Origin of the sequence: Bradyrhizobium elkanii USDA 76 (assembly GCF_023278185.1) — a bacterium.
In the GTDB taxonomy this organism is placed as follows: domain Bacteria; phylum Pseudomonadota; class Alphaproteobacteria; order Rhizobiales; family Xanthobacteraceae; genus Bradyrhizobium; species Bradyrhizobium elkanii.
On sequence record NZ_CP066356.1, the window covers coordinates 1 to 23453 of the forward strand.

General features: G+C 64.2%; 26 protein-coding genes. 15 read left to right on the plus strand and 11 right to left on the minus strand.

Features of this window, described 5'->3' with window-relative positions; genetic code table 11:
* Positions 1-233: 233 nt before the first annotated feature.
* Positions 234-1559, minus strand: a complete 1326-nt coding sequence (gene mnmE / locus JEY66_RS00005) for a tRNA uridine-5-carboxymethylaminomethyl(34) synthesis GTPase MnmE (RefSeq protein WP_026192059.1) — start codon at positions 1557-1559, stop codon at positions 234-236.
* Between mnmE and JEY66_RS00010 the strand changes: the two genes are divergently transcribed.
* Positions 1459-1728: a hypothetical protein gene (locus JEY66_RS00010; RefSeq protein ID WP_240536768.1), complete on the plus strand. Its 270-nt coding sequence runs from the start codon at positions 1459-1461 to the stop codon at positions 1726-1728. The two genes, mnmE and JEY66_RS00010, sit on opposite strands and share 101 nt — an antisense overlap.
* Before the next feature lie 132 nt (positions 1729-1860).
* On the opposite strand, the gene rho is transcribed toward JEY66_RS00010, so the two are convergent.
* Both rho and hemJ read right to left on the minus strand, forming a co-directional pair.
* Positions 1861-3126: a transcription termination factor Rho gene (gene rho / locus JEY66_RS00015; RefSeq protein ID WP_016841461.1), complete on the minus strand. Its 1266-nt coding sequence runs from the start codon at positions 3124-3126 to the stop codon at positions 1861-1863.
* 252 nt (positions 3127-3378) lie between these two features.
* Complete coding sequence (hemJ, locus tag JEY66_RS00020) at positions 3379-3801, minus strand: protoporphyrinogen oxidase HemJ (protein ID WP_026192058.1); 423 nt, start codon at positions 3799-3801, stop codon at positions 3379-3381.
* A gap of 473 nt (positions 3802-4274) precedes the next feature.
* Between hemJ and JEY66_RS00025 the strand changes: the two genes are divergently transcribed.
* Genes JEY66_RS00025 through dnaQ form a run of 4 tightly spaced genes read left to right on the plus strand, consistent with a single transcriptional unit; the run spans position 4275 to position 7134 of the window.
* Positions 4275-5111, plus strand: a complete 837-nt coding sequence (locus tag JEY66_RS00025; RefSeq protein WP_016841463.1) for a pyruvate, water dikinase regulatory protein — start codon at positions 4275-4277, stop codon at positions 5109-5111.
* 10 nt (positions 5112-5121) lie between these two features.
* Positions 5122-5730 (plus strand): Maf family protein, encoded by a 609-nt coding sequence (locus JEY66_RS00030; RefSeq protein WP_016841464.1) that lies wholly within the window; start codon positions 5122-5124, stop codon positions 5728-5730.
* Between the two features lie 48 nt (positions 5731-5778).
* Positions 5779-6378, plus strand: coding sequence for a dephospho-CoA kinase (gene coaE, locus JEY66_RS00035; RefSeq protein ID WP_018269326.1), 600 nt, complete (start codon positions 5779-5781; stop codon positions 6376-6378).
* A 30-nt stretch (positions 6379-6408) separates the two neighbouring features.
* A complete protein-coding gene (gene dnaQ, locus JEY66_RS00040; RefSeq protein WP_016841466.1) occupies positions 6409-7134 on the plus strand; it encodes a DNA polymerase III subunit epsilon in 726 nt (241 codons plus the stop codon).
* Positions 7135-7306: 172 nt separating this feature from the next.
* Here the strand turns inward: dnaQ and secB are convergent, their stop codons facing one another.
* The gene (gene secB / locus JEY66_RS00045; RefSeq protein WP_016841467.1) at positions 7307-7795 is read right to left on the minus strand and encodes a protein-export chaperone SecB; all 489 of its coding nucleotides are present in this window, start codon (positions 7793-7795) and stop codon (positions 7307-7309) included.
* Positions 7796-8216: 421 nt separating this feature from the next.
* Here secB and JEY66_RS00050 point away from each other — a divergent pair, with 421 nt between their 5' ends.
* The 3 genes from JEY66_RS00050 (at position 8217) to JEY66_RS00060 (ending at position 11102) form a co-directional block, all read left to right on the plus strand.
* Positions 8217-8921 (plus strand): Tim44/TimA family putative adaptor protein, encoded by a 705-nt coding sequence (locus JEY66_RS00050; protein WP_018269325.1) that lies wholly within the window; start codon positions 8217-8219, stop codon positions 8919-8921.
* Between the two features lie 148 nt (positions 8922-9069).
* Positions 9070-10515 (plus strand): murein transglycosylase A, encoded by a 1446-nt coding sequence (mltA, locus tag JEY66_RS00055; protein WP_016841469.1) that lies wholly within the window; start codon positions 9070-9072, stop codon positions 10513-10515.
* Entirely contained in the window at positions 10512-11102 is a 591-nt protein-coding gene (locus JEY66_RS00060) for a Smr/MutS family protein (RefSeq protein WP_016841470.1), read from the plus strand. The genes mltA and JEY66_RS00060 overlap by 4 nt, the downstream gene beginning before the upstream one ends.
* Before the next feature lie 18 nt (positions 11103-11120).
* Here JEY66_RS00060 and JEY66_RS00065 read toward each other — a convergent pair whose 3' ends face one another.
* From JEY66_RS00065 to hslV, 5 genes are all read right to left on the minus strand, one after another.
* The gene (locus JEY66_RS00065) at positions 11121-12245 is read right to left on the minus strand and encodes a hypothetical protein (protein ID WP_016841471.1); all 1125 of its coding nucleotides are present in this window, start codon (positions 12243-12245) and stop codon (positions 11121-11123) included.
* Positions 12246-12402: 157 nt separating this feature from the next.
* The gene (gene hslU / locus JEY66_RS00070) at positions 12403-13707 is read right to left on the minus strand and encodes an ATP-dependent protease ATPase subunit HslU (protein WP_016841472.1); all 1305 of its coding nucleotides are present in this window, start codon (positions 13705-13707) and stop codon (positions 12403-12405) included.
* 60 nt (positions 13708-13767) lie between these two features.
* Positions 13768-14364, minus strand: coding sequence for a DUF2585 domain-containing protein (locus JEY66_RS00075; RefSeq protein WP_016841473.1), 597 nt, complete (start codon positions 14362-14364; stop codon positions 13768-13770).
* Positions 14361-14846: a GNAT family N-acetyltransferase gene (locus JEY66_RS00080; protein WP_016841474.1), complete on the minus strand. Its 486-nt coding sequence runs from the start codon at positions 14844-14846 to the stop codon at positions 14361-14363. Before JEY66_RS00080 ends, JEY66_RS00075 begins: the two co-directional genes overlap by 4 nt.
* Positions 14847-14848: 2 nt before the next feature.
* Positions 14849-15406, minus strand: coding sequence for an ATP-dependent protease subunit HslV (gene hslV / locus JEY66_RS00085; protein ID WP_016841475.1), 558 nt, complete (start codon positions 15404-15406; stop codon positions 14849-14851).
* Between the two features lie 182 nt (positions 15407-15588).
* Between hslV and hisB the strand changes: the two genes are divergently transcribed.
* The 7 genes from hisB (at position 15589) to coaA (ending at position 20423) form a co-directional block, all read left to right on the plus strand.
* Positions 15589-16182, plus strand: coding sequence for an imidazoleglycerol-phosphate dehydratase HisB (gene hisB, locus JEY66_RS00090; protein WP_016841476.1), 594 nt, complete (start codon positions 15589-15591; stop codon positions 16180-16182).
* 86 nt (positions 16183-16268) lie between these two features.
* Positions 16269-16799 (plus strand): DUF2628 domain-containing protein, encoded by a 531-nt coding sequence (locus JEY66_RS00095; RefSeq protein ID WP_018269324.1) that lies wholly within the window; start codon positions 16269-16271, stop codon positions 16797-16799.
* Positions 16796-17446, plus strand: a complete 651-nt coding sequence (gene hisH / locus JEY66_RS00100) for an imidazole glycerol phosphate synthase subunit HisH (protein ID WP_016841478.1) — start codon at positions 16796-16798, stop codon at positions 17444-17446. Before JEY66_RS00095 ends, hisH begins: the two co-directional genes overlap by 4 nt.
* Complete coding sequence (hisA, locus tag JEY66_RS00105; RefSeq protein ID WP_026192057.1) at positions 17443-18171, plus strand: 1-(5-phosphoribosyl)-5-[(5-phosphoribosylamino)methylideneamino]imidazole-4-carboxamide isomerase; 729 nt, start codon at positions 17443-17445, stop codon at positions 18169-18171. Before hisH ends, hisA begins: the two co-directional genes overlap by 4 nt.
* A gap of 9 nt (positions 18172-18180) precedes the next feature.
* Positions 18181-18957 (plus strand): imidazole glycerol phosphate synthase subunit HisF, encoded by a 777-nt coding sequence (gene hisF, locus JEY66_RS00110; protein WP_016841480.1) that lies wholly within the window; start codon positions 18181-18183, stop codon positions 18955-18957.
* 150 nt (positions 18958-19107) lie between these two features.
* Positions 19108-19431 (plus strand): phosphoribosyl-ATP diphosphatase, encoded by a 324-nt coding sequence (locus tag JEY66_RS00115; RefSeq protein WP_016841481.1) that lies wholly within the window; start codon positions 19108-19110, stop codon positions 19429-19431.
* Positions 19432-19466: 35 nt separating this feature from the next.
* Positions 19467-20423, plus strand: coding sequence for a type I pantothenate kinase (coaA, locus tag JEY66_RS00120; RefSeq protein ID WP_026192056.1), 957 nt, complete (start codon positions 19467-19469; stop codon positions 20421-20423).
* 75 nt (positions 20424-20498) lie between these two features.
* On the opposite strand, the gene JEY66_RS00125 is transcribed toward coaA, so the two are convergent.
* Together JEY66_RS00125 and JEY66_RS00130 are read right to left on the minus strand one after the other, a co-directional pair.
* Complete coding sequence (locus JEY66_RS00125; protein ID WP_018269322.1) at positions 20499-22748, minus strand: PAS domain-containing hybrid sensor histidine kinase/response regulator; 2250 nt, start codon at positions 22746-22748, stop codon at positions 20499-20501.
* Between the two features lie 103 nt (positions 22749-22851).
* Positions 22852-23373, minus strand: coding sequence for a hypothetical protein (locus tag JEY66_RS00130; protein ID WP_050994103.1), 522 nt, complete (start codon positions 23371-23373; stop codon positions 22852-22854).
* Positions 23374-23453 lie beyond the last annotated feature (80 nt).

A 23453-nucleotide genomic window follows, 5' to 3' on the forward strand; every position in this document is an offset into this window, starting at 1 on the left:
GGCGGGACTTCTATCGTGGAGTCATGAAAGCCGGAAGAACGAAGTTGGGATCGTCTCTCTGAGACCGAAGCCCGAGGCAAATATGGATTGCTTCGCTTCTCTCGCAACGACGGATGGAGCTGTTTCACGTGAAACAGTGCGGCTGTCTGACCGGCAATTGTTTCACGTGAAACAGGACGAGGGTTCCTTAACCCGATCGAAACCATGTTTCACGTGAAACAGATGGGCGGCCGCTACTTCCCGACGCAGAACTCGCGGAAGATGACATCCAGGATGTCTTCAACGTCCACCCGGCCGAGCAGACGACCGAGTGAATAGGCAGCGCGGCGGAGTTCCTCCGCCGCCAGCTCTTCGCCCTGCCCGACCACATCGATGCTGCGCTGGAGAGATTCGACGGTCTCCTGCAGCAAACCACGCTGCCGCGTCCGACTGATCAAGCCGCCTTCGCTGGTTCCAAAATAGTCCTGAGCGAACCCGACCAACGCTGCGATGAGTTCTGACAACCCGTCGCCACGAGCAGCCGAGATCCTGAATTCCGGATAACTGCCGCCCTCACCCATCGTGGTCCTGACGAGGTCGATCTTGTTCCGCACCAGCCAGGTCGGCGTCGCGCCGCCATGTCCCGCCTTCGCATCGCCGCTGTCGGCAAGCCACAGCACCAGGTCCGCCTCCGCGGCGCGGGCTCGGGCGCGGCGGACACCCTCCTGCTCGACCGGGTCGTCGGTCTCGCGGATGCCGGCGGTGTCGATCACCGTCACCGGATAGCCGTCGAGGTCGAGCTGCACTTCGATCACATCGCGGGTCGTGCCGGCATGCGGCGAGACGATCGCGACCTCGCGCTTGGCGAGCTGATTGATCAGGGTCGATTTGCCGACATTCGGCGGACCGGCGATCGCGACCACGAGGCCGTCGCGCAGCCGCTCGCTTTGCCCCTGCCCTGCAAGGACTTGCTTGATCTCATCATGCAGCGCGCGGATCTTCTCGAGCGCCGGCGTGATCAGCTCGGCCGGCACATCGCCTTCATCGGAGAAATCGATGCCGGCCTCGATCAGCGCCGACGCCGCGATGATCCGCTCGCGCCAGTCCCGCGCGCGGTCGCCGAGCAGCCCCTTCAGCTGGCGCAACGCCTGGCGCCGCTGCCGGTCAGTATCGGCGTGGATCAGGTCGTCCAGGCCCTCAGCCTCAGTCAGGTCGAGCTTGCCGTTCTCGAAGGCCCGCCGGGTAAATTCGCCCGGCTGGGCCGGCCGCACGTTGTCGAATGCCGCGATCGCATCGAACATCGCCGACAACACCGCGCGTCCGCCATGGACATGAAATTCGGCGACGTCTTCGCCGGTCGCACTGGCCGGGCCTGGAAACCACAGCACGACAGCGTCATCGATCGGTTGATGGTTCGAATCGTGGAGCAGCGCGCGGGTTGCCAGCCGCGGCATCGGCGTCTTGCCCGCCAGTCCTACAATGACCGACTGGGCCATTGGACCAGACAGCCTGATGATGGCGATCGCACTCGGCGGCCGCCCTGAGGATAACGCGAAGATGGTCTGGTCGCGTGGATGCATCGCCTATTTCTTCCAGCAAATCGGTAAAGGCAATGCCGCGCCGATTCCGCACCCCATCCCGCAGAATGTTGCAACGCAGCATAGCCTGATTTCACTGCAACAGCCGCGCAGCAATTCTGCTGCAGTGTCGTCCAGCTGGATCACAAATCTAATATATAAATATAAATAATATCAGATGGTTAAATGAAAAATCAGCTCAGAAGGCGGCTCCATTTATGCTGCACTTCGCTGCAGCAAATCCGCAGCATGAAAAAAGGCGCCCCGTTTGTGCGGAGCGCCCTGTGTCTTTTCGGCCGTGGCCTCAGGTGTTCATGGAATCGAAGAATTCCGAGTTGCTCTTCGTGTTGCGGAGCTTGTCGAGCAGGAAGTCGATGGCGTCCATGGTGCCCATCGGATTGAGGATGCGGCGCAGGACGTACATCTTCTTGAGCACCTGCGGATCTGTGATCAGCTCCTCCTTGCGGGTGCCGGAACGGGCAATATCGATCGCCGGGAAGGTCCGCTTGTCCGAAACCTTGCGGTCGAGGATCAGTTCGGAGTTACCGGTGCCCTTGAACTCTTCGAAAATGACTTCGTCCATGCGGCTGCCGGTATCGACCAGCGCGGTCGCGATGATGGTCAGCGAACCGCCCTCCTCGATGTTGCGCGCGGCACCGAAGAAGCGCTTCGGCCGCTGCAACGCGTTGGCATCGACACCGCCGGTCAGCACCTTGCCGGATGACGGCACGACGGTGTTGTAGGCGCGGCCAAGGCGCGTGATCGAATCGAGCAAGATCACGACGTCGCGACCGTGCTCGACGAGGCGCTTGGCCTTCTCGATCACCATCTCGGCAACCTGGACGTGACGCACCGCAGGCTCGTCGAAGGTCGACGACACCACCTCGCCCTTCACCGAGCGCTGCATGTCCGTGACTTCTTCCGGACGCTCGTCGATCAGCAGCACGATCAGATAGCAGTCGGGATGATTCGCGGTGATGGAGTGCGCGATGTTCTGCATCAGCACCGTCTTGCCGGTGCGCGGCGGCGCCACGATCAGCGCGCGCTGGCCCTTGCCTATCGGCGCGACGATATCGATCACGCGGGCGGAAAGGTCCTTCTTGGTGGAATCCTCGAGCTCCATGCGGAAACGCTGATTGGGGAACAGCGGCGTGAGGTTGTCGAAATTGACCTTGTGCTTCGACTTTTCCGGATCCTCGAAATTGAGCGTGTTGACCTTCAGCAGCGCGAAATAGCGTTCGCCTTCCTTCGGGCTGCGGATATGGCCTTCGATCGTGTCGCCGGTGCGCAGGCCGAAACGGCGGATCTGCGACGGCGAAACGTAGATGTCGTCGGGGCCGGGCAGGTAGTTCGCGTCGGGCGAACGAAGGAAGCCGAAACCGTCGGACAGCACCTCCACGACGCCCTCGCCGACAATGTCGGTCTCGGCGGCGGCGAGGTTTTTGAGAATTGCGAACATCAGCTCCTGCTTGCGCATGGTGCTGGCATTCTCGACCCCATTCTCTTCCGCAAACGAGACGAGCTCGGCCGGCGTTTTCGATTTGAGGTCCTGGAGTTTGATTTCCCGCATTGGGGTCGTCCTGTGAGGAAGTAAGTAGGGAAGGGGTGCGAGGTGGCTCTGGAAAAAGCGGACGCCAAAGGAAGGTCCGCAGGTCTCAGCCAGGAAAGTGCCGTTTGGGCTTTCAAACCTGATGCGGCGCCGGTCCGAAAAGAACCGGAACGCGACCACATCCGCCTGCGTGGGGTGGGATAAATCCTATATAGAAAATCGATTCGTCCTTCGCAAGAAGGACTGAAGCCTGCGTCTTGAGCATCGTGATGTCTAGAGCGGCTTCACCACCACCATGATCACGATCAGGATCATCAGGACCGTCGGCACCTCGTTGATAATACGATAGAATTTCTGGCTACGCTGATTCCGGTCGGCGGCGAAATCCTTCACGCAGCGGGACAAAAAGCCGTGGATACCCGACATGGCGAGCACCAGCGCAAATTTGACGTGAAACCAGCCGGACAGGTACCAGTGTCCGGCCCAGACCAGGAAAAGCCCGGCCAGCCAGGTCACGATCATCGCGGGGTTGATGATCCCCTTCAAAAGCCGCCGCTCCATGACCTTGAACGTCTCGGACTGCCTGGAGCCGGCCTCGGCCTCGCAATGATACACGAACAGCCGCGGCAGATAGAGCATGCCGGCCATCCACGAGATCACGGCGACGATGTGCAGGGCCTTGACCCAGGCATAGATCGGCAGGGCGTTGATCCAGTCGAACATCGCAGTGACGCCTTTCGGGGAACAGTTCGGGAGGACTCAGCGTTGCGCGCAAGGCTTCGCCAGCGAGGGACGGATACATATCCGCACACACGGCTCTCCTAAACCTAATTAATTTTAGAATCTAAGGTTTGAGTCTTAATGGCAGTGAATTTGACTCATGCAATCCGGTCCAGCGGTTCTTGCGGGCTTGTTCACATCCCTCAACATTCCGCTCGACAGCGGCGGATATCCGGAATCTCTCGCAGGACTCAATTGGTTGCGCGCGTCTGTGGCCAGCTTATGAAGAGACAAATCCACACGGGTTCACTATCATCCTGCCTGTGACGTCGACTTATCCTATTGCGGGGTGCTGTGAAGAAAGGCACGGGATATACAGAGCCCGGGCGGCGAACCCGGATTCTTCTCCTCGACCTCCACAGGGATTCACAGGTTAGACAGGGGCTCTGGTGCCGACGACTTCCAATTATTTCCACCTGCATCTGGTGTCGGACTCGACCGGCGAGACGCTGATTACCGTGGCGCGCGCGGTCGCCGCGCAATACGCCAATGTGACCGCGGTCGAGCACGTCTATCCCCTGGTGCGCAGCCAGAAGCAGCTCGATCGCGTGCTCGACGAGATCGAGGAATCGCCCGGCATCGTCCTGTTCACGCTGCTGGAGAAGGATCTGGTCGGCCGGCTCGAGGGCAAGTGCAAGGAGATCAACGTTCCGAGCCTGTCGATCATCGGGCCTGTGATGCAGCTGTTCGAGGCGTATCTGGGTGCCGCGACGACCGGGCGCGTCGGTGCGCAGCACGTGCTGAACGCGGAATATTTCCGCCGCATCGATGCGCTGAACTACACGATGATGCATGACGATGGTCAGCATGTCGAAGGCCTCGAGGAGGCCGATGTCGTGCTGGTCGGGGTATCCCGCACCTCGAAGACACCGACGTCGATCTATCTCGCCAACCGCGGCATCAGAACGGCGAATGTGCCGCTGGTGCCGGGCATCCCGCTGCCGCATCAGCTCGAGACCTTGAAGAAGCCGCTGGTGGTCAGCCTGCATGCGACGCCCGAACGCCTGATCCAGGTCCGGCAGAACCGCCTGCTCACCATGGGCGACCGCGACAACGATACCTACATCGACAAGCAGTCGGTAGCCGACGAGGTCGCCTTTGCCCGGCGCCTCAGCGCGAAATTCAACTGGGCGCTGCTCGACGTCACGCGGCGTTCGATCGAGGAGACGGCGGCCGCGGTGATGAAGCTCTTCAACGACCGCCAGCGCGCGCGGCCGTCGGAATGATTCTCACGTCATGAGCATCTGGCGCGGCCCACAGAAGCTGATCCTCGCGTCGCAGAGCCGCGCGCGAAAGATGCTGCTTGAAAACGCCGGCCTCGATTTCGAGGCGCTGCCGGCCGACATCGACGAACGCGCAGTGCAGAAGAATTCGGGCCTTGCGGCGCCGGGCGAGATCGCGTTGCTCCTGGCGCGCGAGAAGGCGTTGTTCGTCTCCAGGCAGAGGCCCGGTCAATATGTCGTCGGCGCCGACCAGACGCTGGCGCTGGGGCAACGGATGTTCAGCAAGCCCGCCGGCCGCACCCAGGCCGCCGAGCAACTTAGCCTGCTCGCCGGACAGACCCATGAGCTGCATTCCGCCGTCTCGGTCGCGCGCGATGGAAAGATCCTGTTCGGCGATGTGAGCGTGGCCCGCATGACGATGCGGCGGCTCGCTGCCGGCGAGATCGAGAGCTATCTCGACCATGCCGGGGAGGCGGTGACGACCAGCGTCGGGGCCTACCAGCTCGAGGGCCTCGGCGTGCATCTGTTCGAGCGGATCGAAGGTGACCATTTCACCATCCTCGGCCTGCCGCTATTGTCGCTGCTGGCGTTCCTGCGTGCAGAGAAACTACTCGCGGTGTGAGGCGCGGAGGCGTGGTGACGGGAGAGATGCTGAACCGATGTTGATGCGATGCTGATTCTTGGATTGACCGGCTCGATCGGGATGGGGAAATCCACCACGGCCAAATTGTTCATGGAGGCCGGCGTGCCGGTGTACGACGCCGATGCGGCCGTGCATCAGCTCTACGAAGGCGAAGCCGCGCCGGCGATCGAGGCCGCCTTTCCCGGCACCACCGCCGGCGGCAAGGTCGATCGCGCGAAACTGTCGGCGCGCGTGGTGCACGATCCTGCTGCGATGAAACAGCTCGAGCAGATCGTGCATCCGATGCTCGGCGCATCGCGCCAGAAATTCTTCGCCGATGCGGAAGCCGCAGGTCACCCGGTCGTCGTTGTCGACGTGCCGCTGTTGTTCGAGACCGGCGGCGAGAAGCGTGTCGATGCCGTCGTTGTCGTCACCACCTCGCCGGAACTGCAGCGCGAGCGGGTGCTGGCCCGCGGCACGATGGATGCGGCCAAGCTCGACGCCATCATCGCCAAGCAGATGCCGGACTCCGAGAAGCGCAAGCGCGCGGATTTCATAGTGGATACCTCGCACGGACTCGATCCGGTGCAGGCGCGCATCCGCGACATTCTGGCCGAGGTTGTTAAGATGCCGAAGCGGCGCGCCTGATTCGCCCGCCTTTTCGGATTCCTTCAGGTCATGCGCGAAATCGTTCTCGATACCGAAACCACTGGCCTCGACCCGTTGCGCGGCGACCGGCTGGTTGAGATCGGCTGCGTCGAGATTTTCAACCGCATGCCGACCGGACAGACCTACCACGTCTACATCAATCCCGAGCGCGACATGCCGGCGGAAGCATTCGCCGTGCACGGGCTGTCGACCGAGTTCCTGGCCTCCAAGCCGCTGTTCAACGAGGTGGTCGACGAGTTCCTGGCCTTCATCGGCGATACACCGCTGGTGATCCACAACGCGTCGTTCGACATCAGCTTCATCAACGCCGAGCTTGACCGCATCAAGCGGAAGGCGATCCCGAAGGACCAGCTGGTCGATACGCTGCTGCTCGCACGGCGCAAGCATCCCGGCGTGTCGAACCGGCTCGACGATCTCTGCTCGCGTTATCAGATCGACAATTCCCGCCGCACCAAGCACGGCGCCTTGCTCGACGCCGAACTGCTGGCCGAGGTCTATATCGACCTGATCGGAGCGCGGCAGTCGCAGCTGATCCTGGCGTCGGAAACGTCGGATGCGCGCGCGGGCGGCCATAGTGGTGATACGCCGCGGCGGCAACGCGAGACCCCGCTGCTCGCGCGGGTCATTGACGCCGATCGGGAGGCCCACCGGGCCTTCATTGCCACGCTCGGCGACAAGCCGATCTGGAACGATTACCTGCCGCCGCCAGCGCCTGCTGCAGCACCGGCGGCTTGATCAAAATAGGTCGGGGCGTAGTTCCGTCATCCTGAGGTGCGAGCTCTTGCGAGCCTCGAAGGATGCACGGCCCGGCTGGTGGCCGTCGATCCTTCGAGACGCCCGCAAGTGCGGGCTCCTCAGGATGACGGATTACACTTCCCCGCGTGTTACACTTTCCCGGGTCTAGAACTCAGCTCGGCTTGACGCCGGGAGCAGCCTGGGCGGCCGCCTGCCGCTCCATGTTCTGGCGGTAGAGACCGAGGAAATCGACGGGGTCGAGCAACAAAGGCGGGAAGCCGCCGTCGCGGACCGAGGTCGCGACGATCTCGCGTGCGAACGGGAACAGCAGCCGCGGGCACTCGATCATGACCAGCGGGTGCAGGTTCTCCTTCGGCACATTCACGATCCGGAAGACGCCGGCATAAGCGAGGTCGAAGCTGAACATCACCTTGCCTGCGGTCTCGGCCTTGCCCTCGATCGAGAGGATCACCTCGTACTCGTTCTCCGACAGGTTGTTGGCGGAGACGTTGATCTGAATGTTGATCGCCGGCTGCTGTTGCTGCTGGCCGAGCGAGGCCGGCGCATTCGGGTTCTCGAACGACAGGTCCTTGGTGTACTGAGCCAACACGTTGAGCTGGGGAGCGGGTTGTTCGACGGGGGCGCCGTTGCCATTGGTCATGAAAATGTCTCCTGGAGCAGCGCTCGATGGACAGAGTGTCCGACGGCACGCGTTAAGGTGTTGAGAATGCCGATGCCGGGCGAGTGGCTATCATAGGCCCGGCTCGGTCCACAAGGACGACGAACGGGCGCGTTCCGGCGGGCCGGCGGCAAGTTCTCCCGGCAAAGGGCGGCGCGCGTGAGTCTGTCCAATCTCTTAACAGCTTCCTAAATTATTGAAGATACGCGATTTCCTGAAAGGAACGGTTTCCCCCGGGGGTCAAAACGCGCTACACTTGCCCGTGCCAAAAAGCGCCATTGGCCGGGCATAGTTTCGTGCCTACATCTGCGGACTCTATCGGTGATGTAATCTCTGCTGTTCCCGACCGGGAACGCTTTGACGGCCGGCCCGTTGCCGGCAGAGACCAGAAAGCGAATTCGACGTGGATATTTACACCATCATCTTCCTGGCGCTGGCCGTGTTTATCTTCCTGCGCCTGCGCAGCGTTCTCGGACAGCGCACGGGAAGCGAGCGGCCGCCTTATGATCGCGCCGCGCCCAACGTCGTGCAGCGCGGTCAGGATAACAACGTCGTTCCGATCCCGGGATCGGTGATCGACCAGCCGGCCTCGGCCGCGCCCGCCGAGCCGGTCGAGCCCACGGAACGCTGGAAGGGCATCGCCGAGCCCGGCACGGCGCTGGCGCAGGGTCTCGACGCGGTGGCCGCCCAGGATTCCTCGTTCGATCCGCGGCATTTCCTCTCAGGCGCCCGTTCGGCCTATGAAATGATCGTGCTGGCCTTCGCCAATGGCGATCGCCGCGCGCTGCGCGACCTGCTGTCGACCGAGGTCTATGAAAGCTTCGAGGCCGCGATCAAGGATCGCGAGAAGCACGAGCAGAAGACCGAGACGCGGTTCGTCTCGATCGACAAGGCCGAGATCGTCAGCGCGGAGACGCGCGACCGCTCGACCCAGCTCACCGTCCGCTTCGTGTCACAGATGATCTCGGTCACGCGCGACAAGGCCGGCACCATCGTCGACGGCAGCCCGGACAAGGTCGCCGACATCACCGATATCTGGACATTCGCCCGCGACTCGACTTCCCGCGATCCGAATTGGAAGCTGGTTGGCACTGGAAGCGCTCACTAAGCATCTCAGCTACGGGCGGCTCGCGGTCGCGTGCTGCGCGCTCGCGGTGCTGTGCTCCACCGCAGCGATCGCGGCGCGCTACAGGTCAAGCCGGCACCCTCCGCCGCGACACGAGCGTAGCCACCCGATTCCCTATCCCAATCTGGAAATGCCGCTGCAGGTCAGCGGCAGCCAGTATGAGCCGCTCGCCTGGTCCAACGTCGCGGGCTGGAGCGCCGACGATCATCTCGCGGCCTACAAGGCGTTTCGCGCCAGCTGCAAGCCGATCGCGGCCCAGCAGGGTGCGCCCGCGGATTCGAAAGCGCTCGGGAGCTCGCTGCGCGATCCCTGCCGGATCGCCAAGGGACTCGCGCTGAGCGACGGCGTCAAGGCGAAGGACTTCTTCGAGCAGAATTTCGTGCCGCTGCGCATCTCGCGGCTCGGCGAGGACGCCGGCTTCGTCACCGGTTACTACGAACCGGTGCTCAATGGATCGCGGACTCAGACCGACGTTTACAACGTGCCGGTCTATCGCCGCCCGTCCAACCTGTTCGTGCGCGGCAAGACGCAGAATTCGGTCGGCCTGCCCAATGGCGGCGCGGTGTATCGCAAGATCGGCCGGCGCAAGCTCGTGCCCTATTACGACCGCGGCCAGATCGAGGACGGCGCGATCGCCGGCCGCGGGCTCGAGATCTGCTGGCTGAAGAGCCAGACCGATCTCCTGTTCGCTCAGATCCAGGGCTCGGCGCGGATCAAGCTCGAGGACGGCACCACGCTGCGCATCAATTACGATGCGCATAATGGTTATCCCTATACGCCGGTCGGACGCGTCCTGATCGACCGCGGCATCATCCCGAAGGATCAGATGTCGATGCAGAAGATCAGGGAGTGGATGGAGCAGAACCCTGACGGCGCCAACGATCTGCGCCGACAGAACCGCTCCTACGTCTTCTTCCGCGAGGTCCCGCTGTCCGACAAGGACGAGGCCGTCGGCGCGCAGGGCGTGCCGCTGACGCCGGGCCGCTCGATCGCGGTCGACAAGGCGCTGCATGTCTACGGCACGCCGTTCTTCATCGCCGGCGAGCTGCCGATCGAATCCGAGCAGTCGAAGACGCCGTTCCACCGGCTGATGATCGCGCAGGACACAGGCTCTGCGATCGTCGGTCCGGCGCGCGCCGATCTCTATTTCGGCGCCGGCGCGGATGCCGGAAAAGTCTCGGGCCGGCTGCGGCACAACATGCAGTTCGTCATGCTGGTGCCGAAGGGCCTCGATCCCGTCGCGCGCGGCCACAAGCTGCCTGTTCCGGATGAGCGGCCCTCGGCCAAGATCGCAAAGCTGTTTCCACAAACCGAGCCGCCGAAGGACAAGCCGGCGGCGAAGGCCGCGGATATGCCGACCGCCGGCATCGCCAAGAGCGCGGCGAAAGACTCAGGCAATAGCGCCGCCAAGAACCCGGCCGCGAAGGATGTCGCGCCCGCAGCGCCGGCAGCAACCACCCCTGTCGCGCAGGCCGCGCCTGTGGCAGAACCGGTGCCGTTGCCGGTTGCCCGGCCAGATATTCCGCAACCGGAGAAGCGGCGCTTCCGGCGCTATCGCCATCACCGCGATCAATGAAACGACCCGCGCCGATCCCCGATCTGTCAGCTCCGTCGCGGCGCAAGCGCGCGCTGAGCGAAGAGGAGCGTGCGCTCTGGGAGAGCGTGGCAAAGCAGGTCAAGCCACTGCGCAAGCGGCCGGTCGCCGCGAAGGCCCACGCCGTCGCCTCTGATCCGGCCACCCATCACGCGATTGCCAAACCCATCCCGGTCAAGCCGGTGGCAGCGGTCAAAGCCGCGCCGGCACAGCGCCCGCACGTGCCGCCGCTGGCGCCGATCGGCCGTCGCGAACGTGCAAAGCTCTCGCGCGGCCGGCAGGAGATCGATGCGCGGCTCGATCTGCACGGCATGACCCAGCTGCGCGCGCATCGCGTGCTGTTCACCTTCCTGCAGCGCGCGCACAGCGACGGGCTCACTTTCGTGCTCGTCATCACCGGCAAGGGCAAGGTCGGCGGGCTCGATTCCGAACGCGGCGTGCTGCGGCGCCAGGTTCCGGAATGGCTCAGCCTGCCGGAATTCCGCTCGCTGGTCGTCGGCTTCGAGGAAGCGCATATCGGCCATGGCGGCGAGGGCGCGCTTTACGTGCGTGTTCGGCGCGCGCGATGAGCATGCTCAACGAAAATGTTAGAATGGCCTGACGATCCCGACGCGCGGGATCAGCGTCACGATCCAGCCCAAGATCGTCGACTTGCTATCGTCCGCCGGGATCGCCGGCACGTCCTTCGACGCCGGCAGCATCCTGGTGGCATGCAGCATCAGGAACATGCAGACCGCCCAGTTCGAGATCCAGCGCGAATAGTCGAACACGGTCACGAACATCACGAAATAGCCGGCGCTGATGACAACGAGTGCGCCGAGCACGATCCGGCGATGCAGGTCGCTCGCGAGCGCACCAATCAGTCGCGCGAAATAGCGCCATAGCGGCGTGTGCAGCCAGATCAGCAGCGCAAACACCGGAACGCCCAGGATGTTCGAGGGCATGCGCGCCCAGGTGTCGGCGAACTCCTTCGACAGCGGCTGGTACCAGATGTAGCCGAACTGAAGCAGGTCGGTGCGCGACGGATCGGCCATCCGGCTCTGCAGATGACGGATGAATTCGTCATAGGGCACGTCGACCGTGCCGGCGAATTGCGCGACCAGGAACAGGATGCCGACCCCCGCGAGCGCCGCGAGGCCGAAGACGGCGTTCCGCGGCGTCACGCCCTGCACCAGATAAAAGCGCAGCACCACGATCGCCGTTATGGTCGGCACATACATCAGGACGAAGATGTGATGGACCAGGATCAGCAGGATCGAGAACAGCGCGGCAATCAGCACATACACCACCGAGCGCGCCGGGATCAGCAGCAGCACGATCGTCAGCGCACAGCCATAGATGTCGAAATGGCCGAGCGTGTGCATGAAGTTCTTCAGGAAGAACGGCGAGCCCGCGATGAAGACGAACAACGGCCAATGTGCGTCGTTGAAGCCGAATGTGCGGCGGAACAGTTTGATGAACAGTCCGAGCGTCACCAGCCAGATCGCGCCGGCCAGCGCGAACACCAGCCATACGGGCACCTTGTCGGTGAACAGCGACACGATCGCCCCGACCAGCGCGCGCTTGGTGAAGCCGTAATGATAGTCGACCAGCAGATGGATGTAGGGAACGAAGGGCGGCAGCGCGATCTTGTGCAGGAACACGCCGACCAGCACGGCCGCATTGACGGCCAGCATCAAGCGCCAGGGGTTTTGCCACACCCGCAGATTCATCGATCGCCCACTCTCGTCGTCCCGGGCAAGCGAAGCGCGACCCGGGACCCATAACCACCGAAGGTAGTTCTAGAAGGAATGTCGGCCCGAGTCTTTGTCACCGCGGACTGTCGGGGTTATGGGTCCCGGCTTTCGCCGGGACGACTACGGTGGCCGCCTACAAAATAAACCGGCTCAGATCGGCGTTCTTGGCGAGGTCGCCGACATGCTTGGTGACGTAGTCGGCGTCGACCTGGATGGTCTCGCCGTGGCGATCGGGCGCGGTGAAGGAGATCTCGTCCAGCACCCGCTCCATCACGGTCTGCAGCCGCCTTGCGCCGATGTTCTCGACCGTGGAATTCACCGCCACGGCGACATCGGCCAGCGCGTCGATGGCGTTGTCGGTGATGTCGAGCGTGACGCCCTCGGTCTTCATCAGCGCAACATACTGCTTGATCAGCGACGCCTCCGGCTCGGTCAGGATCCGGCGCATGTCGTCGCGGGTCAGCGCCTGCAGCTCGACGCGGATCGGCAGGCGGCCCTGCAGCTCCGGCAAAAGGTCCGACGGCTTGGCGATATGGAACGCACCTGAGGCGATGAACAGAATGTGGTCGGTCTTGACGGCGCCGTGCTTGGTCGAGACCGTGGTGCCCTCGATCAGTGGCAGCAGGTCGCGCTGCACGCCCTCGCGGGAGACGTCGCCGCCGGCGCGGTTCTCGCGCACGCAGATCTTGTCGATCTCGTCGAGGAACACGATGCCGTTGTTCTCGACCGCGTTGATCGCCTCCTGTACCAGCTGATCGGTGTCGAGCAGCTTGTCGGATTCCTCGTTGACGAGGATTTCGTGCGAGCCCTCCACCGTCAGGCGGCGGGTCTTGCTGCGTCCACCCATCTTGCCGAAGATGTCGCCGAGCGAGATCGCGCCCATCTGGGCGCCGGGCATGCCGGGGATTTCGAACATCGGCATGCCGCTGCCGCCCGACTGCGTTTCGATCTCGATTTCCTTGTCGTTGAGCTCGCCGGCGCGCAGCTTCTTGCGGAACGACTCGCGCGTCGCCGGGCTCGATCCCGGGCCGACCAGCGCGTCCAGCACGCGTTCCTCGGCGGCAAGCTGGGCGCGGGCCTGAACGTCCTTGCGCTTGCGCTCGCGGGTCTGCGCGATCGCGACCTCGACGAGGTCGCGGACGATCTGCTCGACGTCGCGGCCGACATAGCCGACCTCGGTGAACTTGGTGGCCTCGACCTTGAGGAACGGCGCGCCGGCGAGCTTGGCCAGCCGTCGCGCGATCTCGGTCTTGCCGACGCCGGTCGGCCCGATCATCAGGATGTTCTTGGGCAGAACCTCCTCGCGCAGGGAACCGGCGAGCTGCAGCCGCCGCCAGCGGTTGCGCAGCGCGATCGAGACGGCGCGCTTGGCGTCGGTCTGGCCGACGATGAAGCGGTCGAGTTCAGAAACGATTTCACGGGGAGAGAAGTGAGTCATTGGCTCTAGCTAGGTTGGAATCGCGGTCTCGGCAAGCGGCAGTCCTCCAGGGCGTGATCCCTAAAGGATCGGCGGCCCGACCTGCCACTGCCGGATCGCCTCGAACGGGTGGATCAGCATGATGATGTTCAGTGTCAGATTGTCGCGAATGTGAAGCAGCAACACGGTCTCGAACAAAACGCCGAGCGCGACCGTCGCGGCGATCGGCAGCTTGCGCGCCAGCAGGAAGCCGACAACCATCGCGAGCGTGTCCGACACCGAATTGACGATGGTGTCGCCGTAATAATCGAGTGAGATCGTGCCTGCGCGATAGCGCTCGATGATCCAGTTGGAGTTTTCGACGAGCTCCCAGCTGCCTTCGATCAGCATCGCGACAATCAGCCGCCCGGGCCAGGCGAGGCGTGGCAGCGCGAGGGAGGTCAGACCGTAGAACAGCAGGCCATGCAGCACATGCGACAGCGTGTACCAATCGGCGATGTGCTGCGAGTTCTCCGAGCTCTGAACCGTGCCATGCCAGAGCTTGACATAGCCGCAGGCACAGATCGGCAAACGGCCCATCGCATAAAGCAGCGCCGCCTGCAGCAGGAGCAGCGCTGCGGCGATCGCCAGCCAATGCCACGCTGAAACGCCGGTGATGGGCTTGTGCGCGATCGTCATGCGTCGCGCGCCATCAGCAGCGCCGGCCCGTCCGGCGTATCGACCATACCCATCTTCCGAAAACCCGCCTTCTCATAGGCGCGGATCGCGCGCGCATTGGCCGGATCGGGATCGGTGACGATGCGTGGCGCGCCCTGCGCCAGCCGGTCATCGACAAAGGCGCGGATCAGCGCCGAGCCGTGGCCACCTGCCATCATGCTGGGCTCGCCGATGAAGAGGTCGATCCCGCGCGCGCCCTCCGGCTGGACCCCGAAGCCGGAATTCCAGGCCGTCAGGTCGTAGCACTGGATGTAGCCCAAATCGGACGCATCGGCCGCGACGATGAACTGGTCCATGGCCGGCTCGTCGAGGTCGCCGCTGACCAGCGCATATTGCTCGGCCGGATCGCCCCACCATTCCCGGACATGCGGCAACGCCAGCCACTGCTTGATCTGCGGCAGGTCGGCCGGCGTCATCGGGCGGAAATGATAGGGGCTGGCCATGCTCAGCCGCCGATCGTCTCGATCGTCACGTTCCGGTTGGTGTAGACGCAGATATCGGCGGCGATATCCAGCGCGCGGCGGACGATGGTCTCGGCGTCCTTGTCGGTATCGACCAGCGCGCGGGCCGCGGCGAGAGCGTAATTGCCGCCGGAACCGATCGCCATGACCCCGGAGTCGGGCTCCAGCACGTCGCCGGTGCCGGTCAGCACCAGGGAAACGTCCTTGTCGGCCACGATCATCATGGCCTCCAGCCGCCGCAGGTAGCGGTCGGTCCGCCAGTCCTTGGCGAGCTCGACGGCCGCCCGGGTCAGCTGCCCCGGATATTGCTCCAGCTTGCTTTCCAGCCGCTCGAACAGGGTGAAGGCGTCGGCGGTGGCGCCGGCAAAGCCGCCGATCACGTCGCCCTTGCCGATCCGGCGGACCTTTTTGGCATTGGCCTTGATCACGGTCTGGCCGATCGAGACCTGCCCGTCGCCGCCGATCACCACCTTGCCGCCCTTGCGGACCGTACAGATCGTGGTGCCATGCCAGACCGGCAGCTCATTTGGGGATGCTTGCATAGGTTACCTCTCTTCCGGGCAGATTTAGGCGGTCGGGCAGGGGGTTACAATCGGGCGATTTGGCAAGGAATTTGGGTCATCATGGCCCGAAGTTAGGGCGTTTCGGGGTCATCCCGCAGTAGCGAAGGTGACATCAGCCTGTTAAAAGACCGGCGTTTTCGGCACGGGAAAGCTCAATTTTCATGCGCACCGCAACCATCAAGCGCAAGACCAAGGAGACCGACATCGAGGTGACGGTCAACCTCGACGGAGCAGGCGTATCCACGGTTTCGACCGGGATCGGCTTCTTCGATCATATGCTCGACCTCCTGGCCCGGCATTCGCGCATCGACATCACGGTGAAGGCGGATGGCGATCTCCATGTCGATTACCACCACACCACCGAAGACGTCGGGATCGCGCTCGGACAGGCCGTGAAGCAGGCGCTCGGCAACATGGCCGGCATCACCCGCTACGCCTCGATCCACATGCCGATGGACGAGACGCTGTCGCGCGTCGTGATCGACATTTCCGGCCGCCCGGTGCTGGTGTTCAAGGCCGAATTCCCGCGCGACAAGATCGGTGAGTTCGACACTGAGCTGGTGCGCGAGTGGTTCAACGCCTTCGCGATGAACGCCGGCGTGACTCTGCACGTCGAGACCCTATATGGCGAGAACAGCCATCATATCGCCGAATCCTGTTTCAAGGGTCTGGCGAGGGCGCTGCGGACGGCAATTGCGATCGATCCGCGCGCCCAGGGCGAAGTGCCCTCGACCAAGGGTCAGCTCGGCGGCTGATCTCTGGAGCATGATCCGGAAGAGTGGATGCCGGTTTTCCGAAAGTTCGTGCTTTAAATAAGAGTCCATCCTCGGCGGAGCCTTCGATGCCGGTCTATACAGTGCATGCCCCCGTGGCCAACGGCGCCGATCTCGCGGCGGCCGACAAGTTCGTCTTCGTGCGCGACGGTTTCCATTTCTGGGCCGCGGTTGCGGGCGTAATCTGGCTGGCCTGGCATCGGCTCTGGCTGGCACTGATCGGCTGGCTCGTTCTTACTTTCGCGATCGATTACGCGCTGACCAAGCTTGGCGTCGGCCGCAGCGCGATCTTCTTCGTCGACCTGGTGCTGATGGTGTTGCTCGGGCTCGAAGCGGCGAGCTTGCAACGCTGGACGCTGTCGCGGCGCAGGTGGCGCCAGATCGACATCGTCGTGGGCGACGATGCAGAGGCCGCCGAGCGCCGCTTCTTCGCGCGCTGGACCGCGCGGCATCGCGGCGCCGTCAATGATCAGCGGTCGGTCGATCGCGGCGGGCCGCCGCCAACCCGAGACGTTCCGGGTCAGTCATTCTCAAAACCCCCAATGATGCCGCAGGGCGGCATCATCGGATTGTTTCCAGAGCCAGGAGGATCGCGATGACCGTTGCAATCATCGATTACGGCTCCGGCAATCTGCATTCGGCGGCCAAGGCCTTCGAGCGCGCCGCGCGCAGCATGGAGGATACACAAGCCATCAAGGTGACGCGCGATCCCGATGCGGTGTATCGCGCCGATCGGATCGTGTTGCCCGGCGTCGGCGCGTTTGCCGATTGCCGCCGCGGCGTCGACGCGGTCGACGGCATGCTGGAAGCGCTCACCGAGGCGGTGCGGGTCAAGGCGCGGCCGTTCTTCGGCATCTGCGTCGGCATGCAGCTGATGGCGACGCGCGGCAAGGAGCACGTGATCACCGAGGGCTTCAACTGGATCGGCGGCGATGTCGAGAAGATCGAGCCGCGCGACGAGAGCCTGAAGGTCCCGCATATGGGCTGGAACACGCTCGACATGGTGCGCGAGCATCCGGTGCTGGAGCGGCTGCCGCTCGGGCCGAAGGGACGTCACGCCTATTTCGTGCACTCCTATCACCTCAACGCCGCCAATGAGGCGGACGTGCTGGCGCGCGCCGATTATGGCGGGCCGGTGACCGCGATCGTCGGCAAGGACACCGCGATCGGCACCCAGTTTCACCCCGAGAAGAGCCAGCGCTTCGGCCTCGCTTTGATCGCCAATTTCTTGAAGTGGAAGCCGTGATTCTCTTTCCAGCGATTGATCTGAAGAACGGCCAGTGCGTGCGCCTGGAGCAGGGCGACATGGCGCGCGCCACCGTGTTCAATCTCGATCCGGCGGCGCAGGCGGCGAGCTTCGCCGCGCAGGGCTTCGAATATCTCCACGTCGTCGATCTCGACGGCGCCTTCGCCGGCAAGCCGATGAATGCGCATGCGGTGGAGGCGATGCTGAAGGCCGTCACCATGCCGGTGCAGCTCGGCGGCGGCATCCGCGACCTCAAGACCATCGAAGCCTGGCTCGACAAGGGCATCACGCGCGTCATCATCGGTACCGCCGCAGTGCGCGATCCCGAGCTGGTGAAGGGCGCGGCGAAGACATTCCCGGGTCGCGTGGCCGTGGGCCTCGATGCGCGCGACGGCAAGGTCGCGGTCGAAGGCTGGGCCGAGACCTCGCATGTGACCGCGCTCGAGATCGCACAGCGCTTCGAGGATGCCGGCGTCGCCGCGATCATCTTCACCGACATCGCCCGCGACGGCTTGCTCAAGGGCCTCAACCTCGACGCGACCATTGCGCTTGCCGACCGCATCTCGATTCCGGTGATCGCCTCCGGCGGCTTCGCCTCGATCGACGACGTCAAGGCGCTGCTGCAGCCGCGTGCCAAAAAGCTCGCCGGCGCGATCGTCGGCCGCGCGCTGTATGACGGACGGCTCGATCCGGCCGCTGCCCTTCAGCTGATCCGCGGCGCGTAGGAGGAGACCATGTTCAAGGTTCGCGTGATCCCCTGCCTCGACGTCAAGGACGGCCGCGTGGTCAAGGGCGTCAACTTCGTCGATCTGCGCGACGCCGGCGACCCGGTCGAGGCCGCGATCGCCTATGACGCCGCCGGCGCCGACGAGCTCACCTTCCTCGACATCACCGCCACCCATGAAAACCGCGGCATCATGCTGGACGTGGTGCGGCGGACGGCGGAAGCCTGCTTCATGCCGCTGACCGTGGGCGGCGGCGTCCGCACCGTCGACGACATCAAGACCCTGCTGCGCTCCGGCGCCGACAAGGTCTCGATCAATTCGGCGGCCGTCAGCCGGCGCGAATTCGTCAAGGAAGCGGCCGAGAAATACGGCGAGCAATGCATCGTGGTCGCGATCGACGCCAAGCGGGTCAAGCGCGCCGGCGGCTCGGACCGCTGGGAGATTTTCACCCATGGTGGACGCAATGCCACCGGGATCGACGCCATCGAATATGCCCAGGAGGTCGTCGCGCTCGGCGCCGGCGAAATCCTGCTGACCTCGATGGACCGGGACGGCACCAGGCAGGGCTTTGACCTGCCGCTGACCCGGGCGATCGCGGACAGTGTCCCCGTACCGGTCATCGCGTCCGGTGGTGTCGGCAATCTCGATCACCTGATCGACGGCGTCCGCGAGGGTCACGCCACCGGCGTGCTGGCCGCGTCGATCTTCCACTTCGGGGAATTTACCATCCGTCAGGCCAAGGATCACATGGTGCGCGCCGGCCTGCCGATGCGGCTCGATCCCTAGCGCGAGCGTGGTCAGGAAAAGGGGAAACCGGTTTTCCGAAAAGACCACGCTCAAATGGAGTGGTTGAGGACTCCTTGTCACAAAAATGCTAAGTCCCCACCTAAGGGATGGCACCCGTGCGGTGCCGCTGTGCATGCTTGAGTTGAGTTGATGTCGCGTTTCACGGTCCACGATCTGGCCGCCACCATCGACGCCCGCGCTGCAATGGGCGGCGAGGCGTCCTACACCCGTAAGCTGCTCGACAAGGGCGCGGAGCATTGCGCCAAGAAATTGGGCGAGGAAGCGGTCGAGACCGTGATCGCCGCGGTCGAGAATGACCGCGATCACCTCATCGCGGAAAGTGCCGATCTCGTGTTTCACCTGCTGGTTCTGTTGAAATCACGCGGCGTGAAGCTGGAGGATGTCGAGGCCGCGCTGGAGAAGCGCACCTCGATGTCGGGACTGGAAGAGAAGGCGTCGCGCAAGCGCGACTAGCGCAAATGATCGAGCGCATCGAGAGGGGCAGCCTCATGGACATCCGGGCACCAGATCAACAGTACAACCCCTACCGCATCTTCACGCGCCAGCAATGGTCGCATCTGCGTGACGATACGCCGATGACGCTCGAGCCGGGCGAGTTCGACCGCCTGCGTTCGATGCACGACCGCCTCGATTTGCAGGAGGTCGAGGACATCTACCTGCCGCTGTCGCGGCTGCTCTCGATCTATGTCGATGCGACCCAGCGGCTGTATTACTCGCAGCGCCAGTTCCTCAACATCCGCGACCGCAAGATGCCCTACATCGTCGGCGTCGCCGGATCCGTCGCGGTCGGCAAGTCGACCACGGCACGCGTGCTGCAGGCGCTGCTGGCGCGCTGGTCGCCGCGGCCGAAGGTCGACCTGATCACGACCGACGGTTTCCTGTTTCCGAATGCGGTGCTCGAGCGGCAAGGCATCATGCAGAAGAAGGGCTTCCCGGAGAGCTACGACCTGCCGACGCTGCTGTCGTTCCTCAGCGACATCAAGGCGGGGCGGCGCCGCGTGCGCGCGCCGGTCTATTCGCATCTGACCTACGACATCGTGCCGAACAAATGGGTCGAGATCGACCAGCCCGACATCCTGATCGTCGAGGGCGTCAACGTGCTGCAGACCGGGCGGCTGCCGCGTGACGGCAAGGCGGTGCCGTTCGTTTCCGACTTCTTCGACTTCTCGGTCTATATCGACGCCGACGAGGCCGTGCTGAGGGAGTGGTACATCAAGCGCTTCCTGGCGCTGCGCGACACCGCGTTCACCGATCCAAGGTCCTACTTCCACCGCTATGCGCCGCTGTCGGACGAGGAAGCCACGGCGACTGCGATCGCGATCTGGGAACGCACCAACCTCGCCAATCTCGAGGACAACATCCTGCCGACCCGCCCGCGCGCGACGCTGATCCTCAAGAAGGGTGCCGATCACGTGGTGCAGTCGGTCGCGCTGCGCCGGCTGTAGGTTTGATCCGCCAAAGCTGACCGCATCAGTGCTGTCGTCCCGGCCTTCGCCGGGACGACGCGGAGTTTGCGGCTGCTACGCCGCGATATGCCGCGCGGCGGCGAGGCCCGCGAGCGCTTCTTCCAGCTTCTCGCGGTCGAGCGGCTTGATCAGGAAACCGTCCATGCCGGCTTCGAAGCAGGCGTAGCGGTCTTCCATCAGCGTATTTGCCGTCAGTGCCAGGATCGGGGTCCGGCGGACGGAGTGCGCCGCCTCATGGGCGCGGATCTGCTTGGTGGTTTCGATGCCGTTGAGGCGCGGCATCTGGATGTCCATCAGCACGAGATCGTAGGGCGTGCCGGCAGAGGTCGCCGACAGCCAGGACTCCATCGCCTGCTCGCCATTGGTGGTGATGACCACGTTGTGGCCGAGCCGGGTGAGCAGCGAGCGCATCAACAGCGCGTTGATCTCATTGTCCTCGGCGACCAGGATCGAGAGCCCCTTGTCCGGCAGCGCGGAAGCGGGCGCGGTGGGCACGGACCCGGCGGCCGCCTCGATCGCGAGGCTCGGCGCAGCAATTTCCGGCGATGCGGTCAGGCGTGCGGCGAGCGACGACGCGCGCAATGGCTTCACCAGGTAACCGGTGAACATGGCCGACTCGGAGGCCGAAAGATCCAGCCGCGTCGCCGGCGTGAACATCACGATGCGATGGGTCGCGTGGAGGCGGGCGGCTTCGGCAAACGCCTCCATCGCCGGGGTGCCGAGCGTGTGGTCGATCAGCACCGCCTGCCAGCTCCGCTCCGGCAGCAATGCCTCGGCGACGTTGGCATCCGACACGATGCAGGTCTGCGCGCCCCAGCGCTGCAACCGCCGCGAGATCAGCGAGACCTCGATGCTGTGCGGCGCGACCAGCATGATCGATTGTCCGGTCAAGTCGGGCGCGGCGAAGCCGCTGGCCTCGCCGGTATCGGCGGCGACGAGCGGGATCGACACCTCGAAGGTCGAGCCTGCGCCCGGCGTGCTTGCGAGCGTGATGCGGCCGCCCATCCGCTTGACGATGCGGTCGCTGATCGAGAGGCCGAGGCCGGTGCCGCCATAGCTGCGCGCGATCCGGTCGTCGGCCTGCTCGAACTCCCGGAAGATACGCTGCTGCGCTTCCGGCGCGATGCCGATCCCGGTGTCGCGGACCAGGAAGCTGATCTCGTTCGGCCAGATGCCGGGCTCGACGATCAGCGCCACGCCACCGGTCGCGGTGAACTTGATGGCGTTGCCGGCGAGGTTGAGCAGCACCTGACGCAGCCGCGCGGCGTCGCCGGTCACCTGCGTCGGCAGCCGTTCGTCGACATAGGCGGCGATCTCGATGCCCTTGGTCTGCGCGCGCGGCGCCAGCAGCTCGGTGATGTCCTCGATCAGGCCGGACAGCGCGAAGGCACGATGTTCGAGATCGATCTTGCCGGCTTCGATCTTGGAGTAATCGAGCAGCTCCTCGATCAGCGCGAGCAGCGCGTCGCCCGATGTCTTGACCGCCTTGACGTAGGTCATCTGCTCCGGCGTCAGCTGCGTATCCATCAGCAATCCGCTCATGCCGATGATGCCGTTCAGCGGAGTGCGGATCTCGTGGCTCGCCATCGCGAGGAAGCGCGACTTGGCGCGGTTGGCGGCGTCGGCCTGATCGCGCGCTTCGGCGAGCGCGTGCTCGCTCTCGGTGCGGTCGGTGACGTCGCGGCCGACGCTCTGCATCTCCGCCGGCGCGCCGGCATCGTTGCGCACGAGGCCTTCACGCCAGGCGATCCAGCGCGGCCCGAGCGGTCCCTCGATCTTCTGGTCGTAGACCCGCGTGCCGTTGGATTCGAGCGCGGTGTCGCCTTGCTCGAGCACCTTCAGCGTTGCGGTGCTGCCGATCAATTCGCTGCGGGGCCTCTGCGCCAGCTCGCAATAGGCGTCGTTGGCATAGGTGATGAGCCCGTCGAGGTCGCGCAGCACGATCAGATCGTCCTGCGCCTCGAACAGGGTCGAGGCGCGCTGCTCGGCCTCCTGCAGTTCCCAGTTGCGGTCGGCCATCGCTTCATTGTGCATGGCGATGGTGCGCAGCCGCTTGCGCATCAGCCGCAGGCGGATGCCGAGCGTCACGATCCAAAGGCAGGCGAGCGCGAACAGGAAGCTGACCCCGATCGCGAATGCATTGGGATCGTAGCCGCTCTGTTGCGAGAGCGCGCCCGAAATGAATCCGAAGGCGCTGCCGAATGCGACGGAGAAGATCGTGAACGAACGGACGATCGTCGCGACCCAGGAATGGCGCCGGACGAAGCGGCGAAGGCGCAACTTGATCCGGAAGAAACGCCCCATCAATGGTGACCCTGAGACAGCTTGATCTGGCGCTGACGATGCGTCGGCCAGCTTGCAAAGTGCTTGAAGTTGGTGGCCATTTCGCGCCGCCCTCAGAACAAGGTTAGCGGGGGGTTAACTCCGCCATGACCCGGTTCGGGACGCGCGCGTCAGGTTCGGGCGATGCGGCTTCGAGGCGGCGGTGTCCGCCGCGGGCACTGACGATCAGGGCCGCGGCATCGCGCACTGAGAAGGTCTTCGACTGCACGAAGACACGGTAGTCGGACGGACCGTCATCATGCGTCAGATAGATGACGGGGCCGGTCGCCGAGGCATCGCTGGAAATCCCGATCAGCTGCGCCGCCGCGCTGCGCTCGCAGGCGCCGGCCTCGGCATCGTCGATGTCGTCGATCACGGTGAAGTCGGCGGCGTCGGCGCTGTCGGCGATCTGGACCCGGACGGTGGCTTGGCTGGGGTCGTCGGTGAAGCTGACGTGAAGCTGCGCCAGCCAGGGGATCGATGCGATCTGCATCGTGGCGCCACCCACCTCGATGCAGGGCCGCGGGCCCGGCAAGAATTCGGCGCGGGCAAGGACCGCGGCCACGGCAAGGGGGACCACTGACGTCAAAATCTTCAAACGCAACATGACACAACTCGCTCGACCCAAGCTTGCCGCGGATCGCGGTGCTTATGGTTTGCGGAGCGTAAACAAAACTCGTTACCGCC

What these genes read in the sequence shown, in the direction of transcription:
- JEY66_RS00115 (WP_016841481.1), top strand. Translation starts at nt 19,108, where the DNA reads ATGTCGCGTTTCACGGTCCACGATCTGGCCGCCACCATCGACGCCCGC.
- hisH (WP_016841478.1), top strand. Translation starts at nt 16,796, where the DNA reads ATGACCGTTGCAATCATCGATTACGGCTCCGGCAATCTGCATTCGGCG.
- dnaQ (WP_016841466.1), top strand. Translation starts at nt 6,409, where the DNA reads ATGCGCGAAATCGTTCTCGATACCGAAACCACTGGCCTCGACCCGTTG.
- hisF (WP_016841480.1), top strand. Translation starts at nt 18,181, where the DNA reads ATGTTCAAGGTTCGCGTGATCCCCTGCCTCGACGTCAAGGACGGCCGC.
- rho (WP_016841461.1), bottom strand. Translation starts at nt 3,126, where the DNA reads ATGCGGGAAATCAAACTCCAGGACCTCAAATCGAAAACGCCGGCCGAG.
- secB (WP_016841467.1), bottom strand. Translation starts at nt 7,795, where the DNA reads ATGACCAATGGCAACGGCGCCCCCGTCGAACAACCCGCTCCCCAGCTC.
- JEY66_RS00010 (WP_240536768.1), top strand. Translation starts at nt 1,459, where the DNA reads ATGACCGACTGGGCCATTGGACCAGACAGCCTGATGATGGCGATCGCA.
- JEY66_RS00030 (WP_016841464.1), top strand. Translation starts at nt 5,122, where the DNA reads ATGAGCATCTGGCGCGGCCCACAGAAGCTGATCCTCGCGTCGCAGAGC.
- JEY66_RS00130 (WP_050994103.1), bottom strand. Translation starts at nt 23,373, where the DNA reads ATGTTGCGTTTGAAGATTTTGACGTCAGTGGTCCCCCTTGCCGTGGCC.
- JEY66_RS00080 (WP_016841474.1), bottom strand. Translation starts at nt 14,846, where the DNA reads ATGGCCAGCCCCTATCATTTCCGCCCGATGACGCCGGCCGACCTGCCG.
- JEY66_RS00060 (WP_016841470.1), top strand. Translation starts at nt 10,512, where the DNA reads ATGAAACGACCCGCGCCGATCCCCGATCTGTCAGCTCCGTCGCGGCGC.
- coaE (WP_018269326.1), top strand. Translation starts at nt 5,779, where the DNA reads ATGCTGATTCTTGGATTGACCGGCTCGATCGGGATGGGGAAATCCACC.
- JEY66_RS00095 (WP_018269324.1), top strand. Translation starts at nt 16,269, where the DNA reads ATGCCGGTCTATACAGTGCATGCCCCCGTGGCCAACGGCGCCGATCTC.
- mltA (WP_016841469.1), top strand. Translation starts at nt 9,070, where the DNA reads ATGCCGCTGCAGGTCAGCGGCAGCCAGTATGAGCCGCTCGCCTGGTCC.
- hslV (WP_016841475.1), bottom strand. Translation starts at nt 15,406, where the DNA reads ATGCAAGCATCCCCAAATGAGCTGCCGGTCTGGCATGGCACCACGATC.
- coaA (WP_026192056.1), top strand. Translation starts at nt 19,467, where the DNA reads ATGGACATCCGGGCACCAGATCAACAGTACAACCCCTACCGCATCTTC.
- JEY66_RS00125 (WP_018269322.1), bottom strand. Translation starts at nt 22,748, where the DNA reads ATGGGGCGTTTCTTCCGGATCAAGTTGCGCCTTCGCCGCTTCGTCCGG.
- mnmE (WP_026192059.1), bottom strand. Translation starts at nt 1,559, where the DNA reads ATGCATCCACGCGACCAGACCATCTTCGCGTTATCCTCAGGGCGGCCG.
- hisB (WP_016841476.1), top strand. Translation starts at nt 15,589, where the DNA reads ATGCGCACCGCAACCATCAAGCGCAAGACCAAGGAGACCGACATCGAG.
- hslU (WP_016841472.1), bottom strand. Translation starts at nt 13,707, where the DNA reads ATGACTCACTTCTCTCCCCGTGAAATCGTTTCTGAACTCGACCGCTTC.
- JEY66_RS00075 (WP_016841473.1), bottom strand. Translation starts at nt 14,364, where the DNA reads ATGACGATCGCGCACAAGCCCATCACCGGCGTTTCAGCGTGGCATTGG.
- JEY66_RS00065 (WP_016841471.1), bottom strand. Translation starts at nt 12,245, where the DNA reads ATGAATCTGCGGGTGTGGCAAAACCCCTGGCGCTTGATGCTGGCCGTC.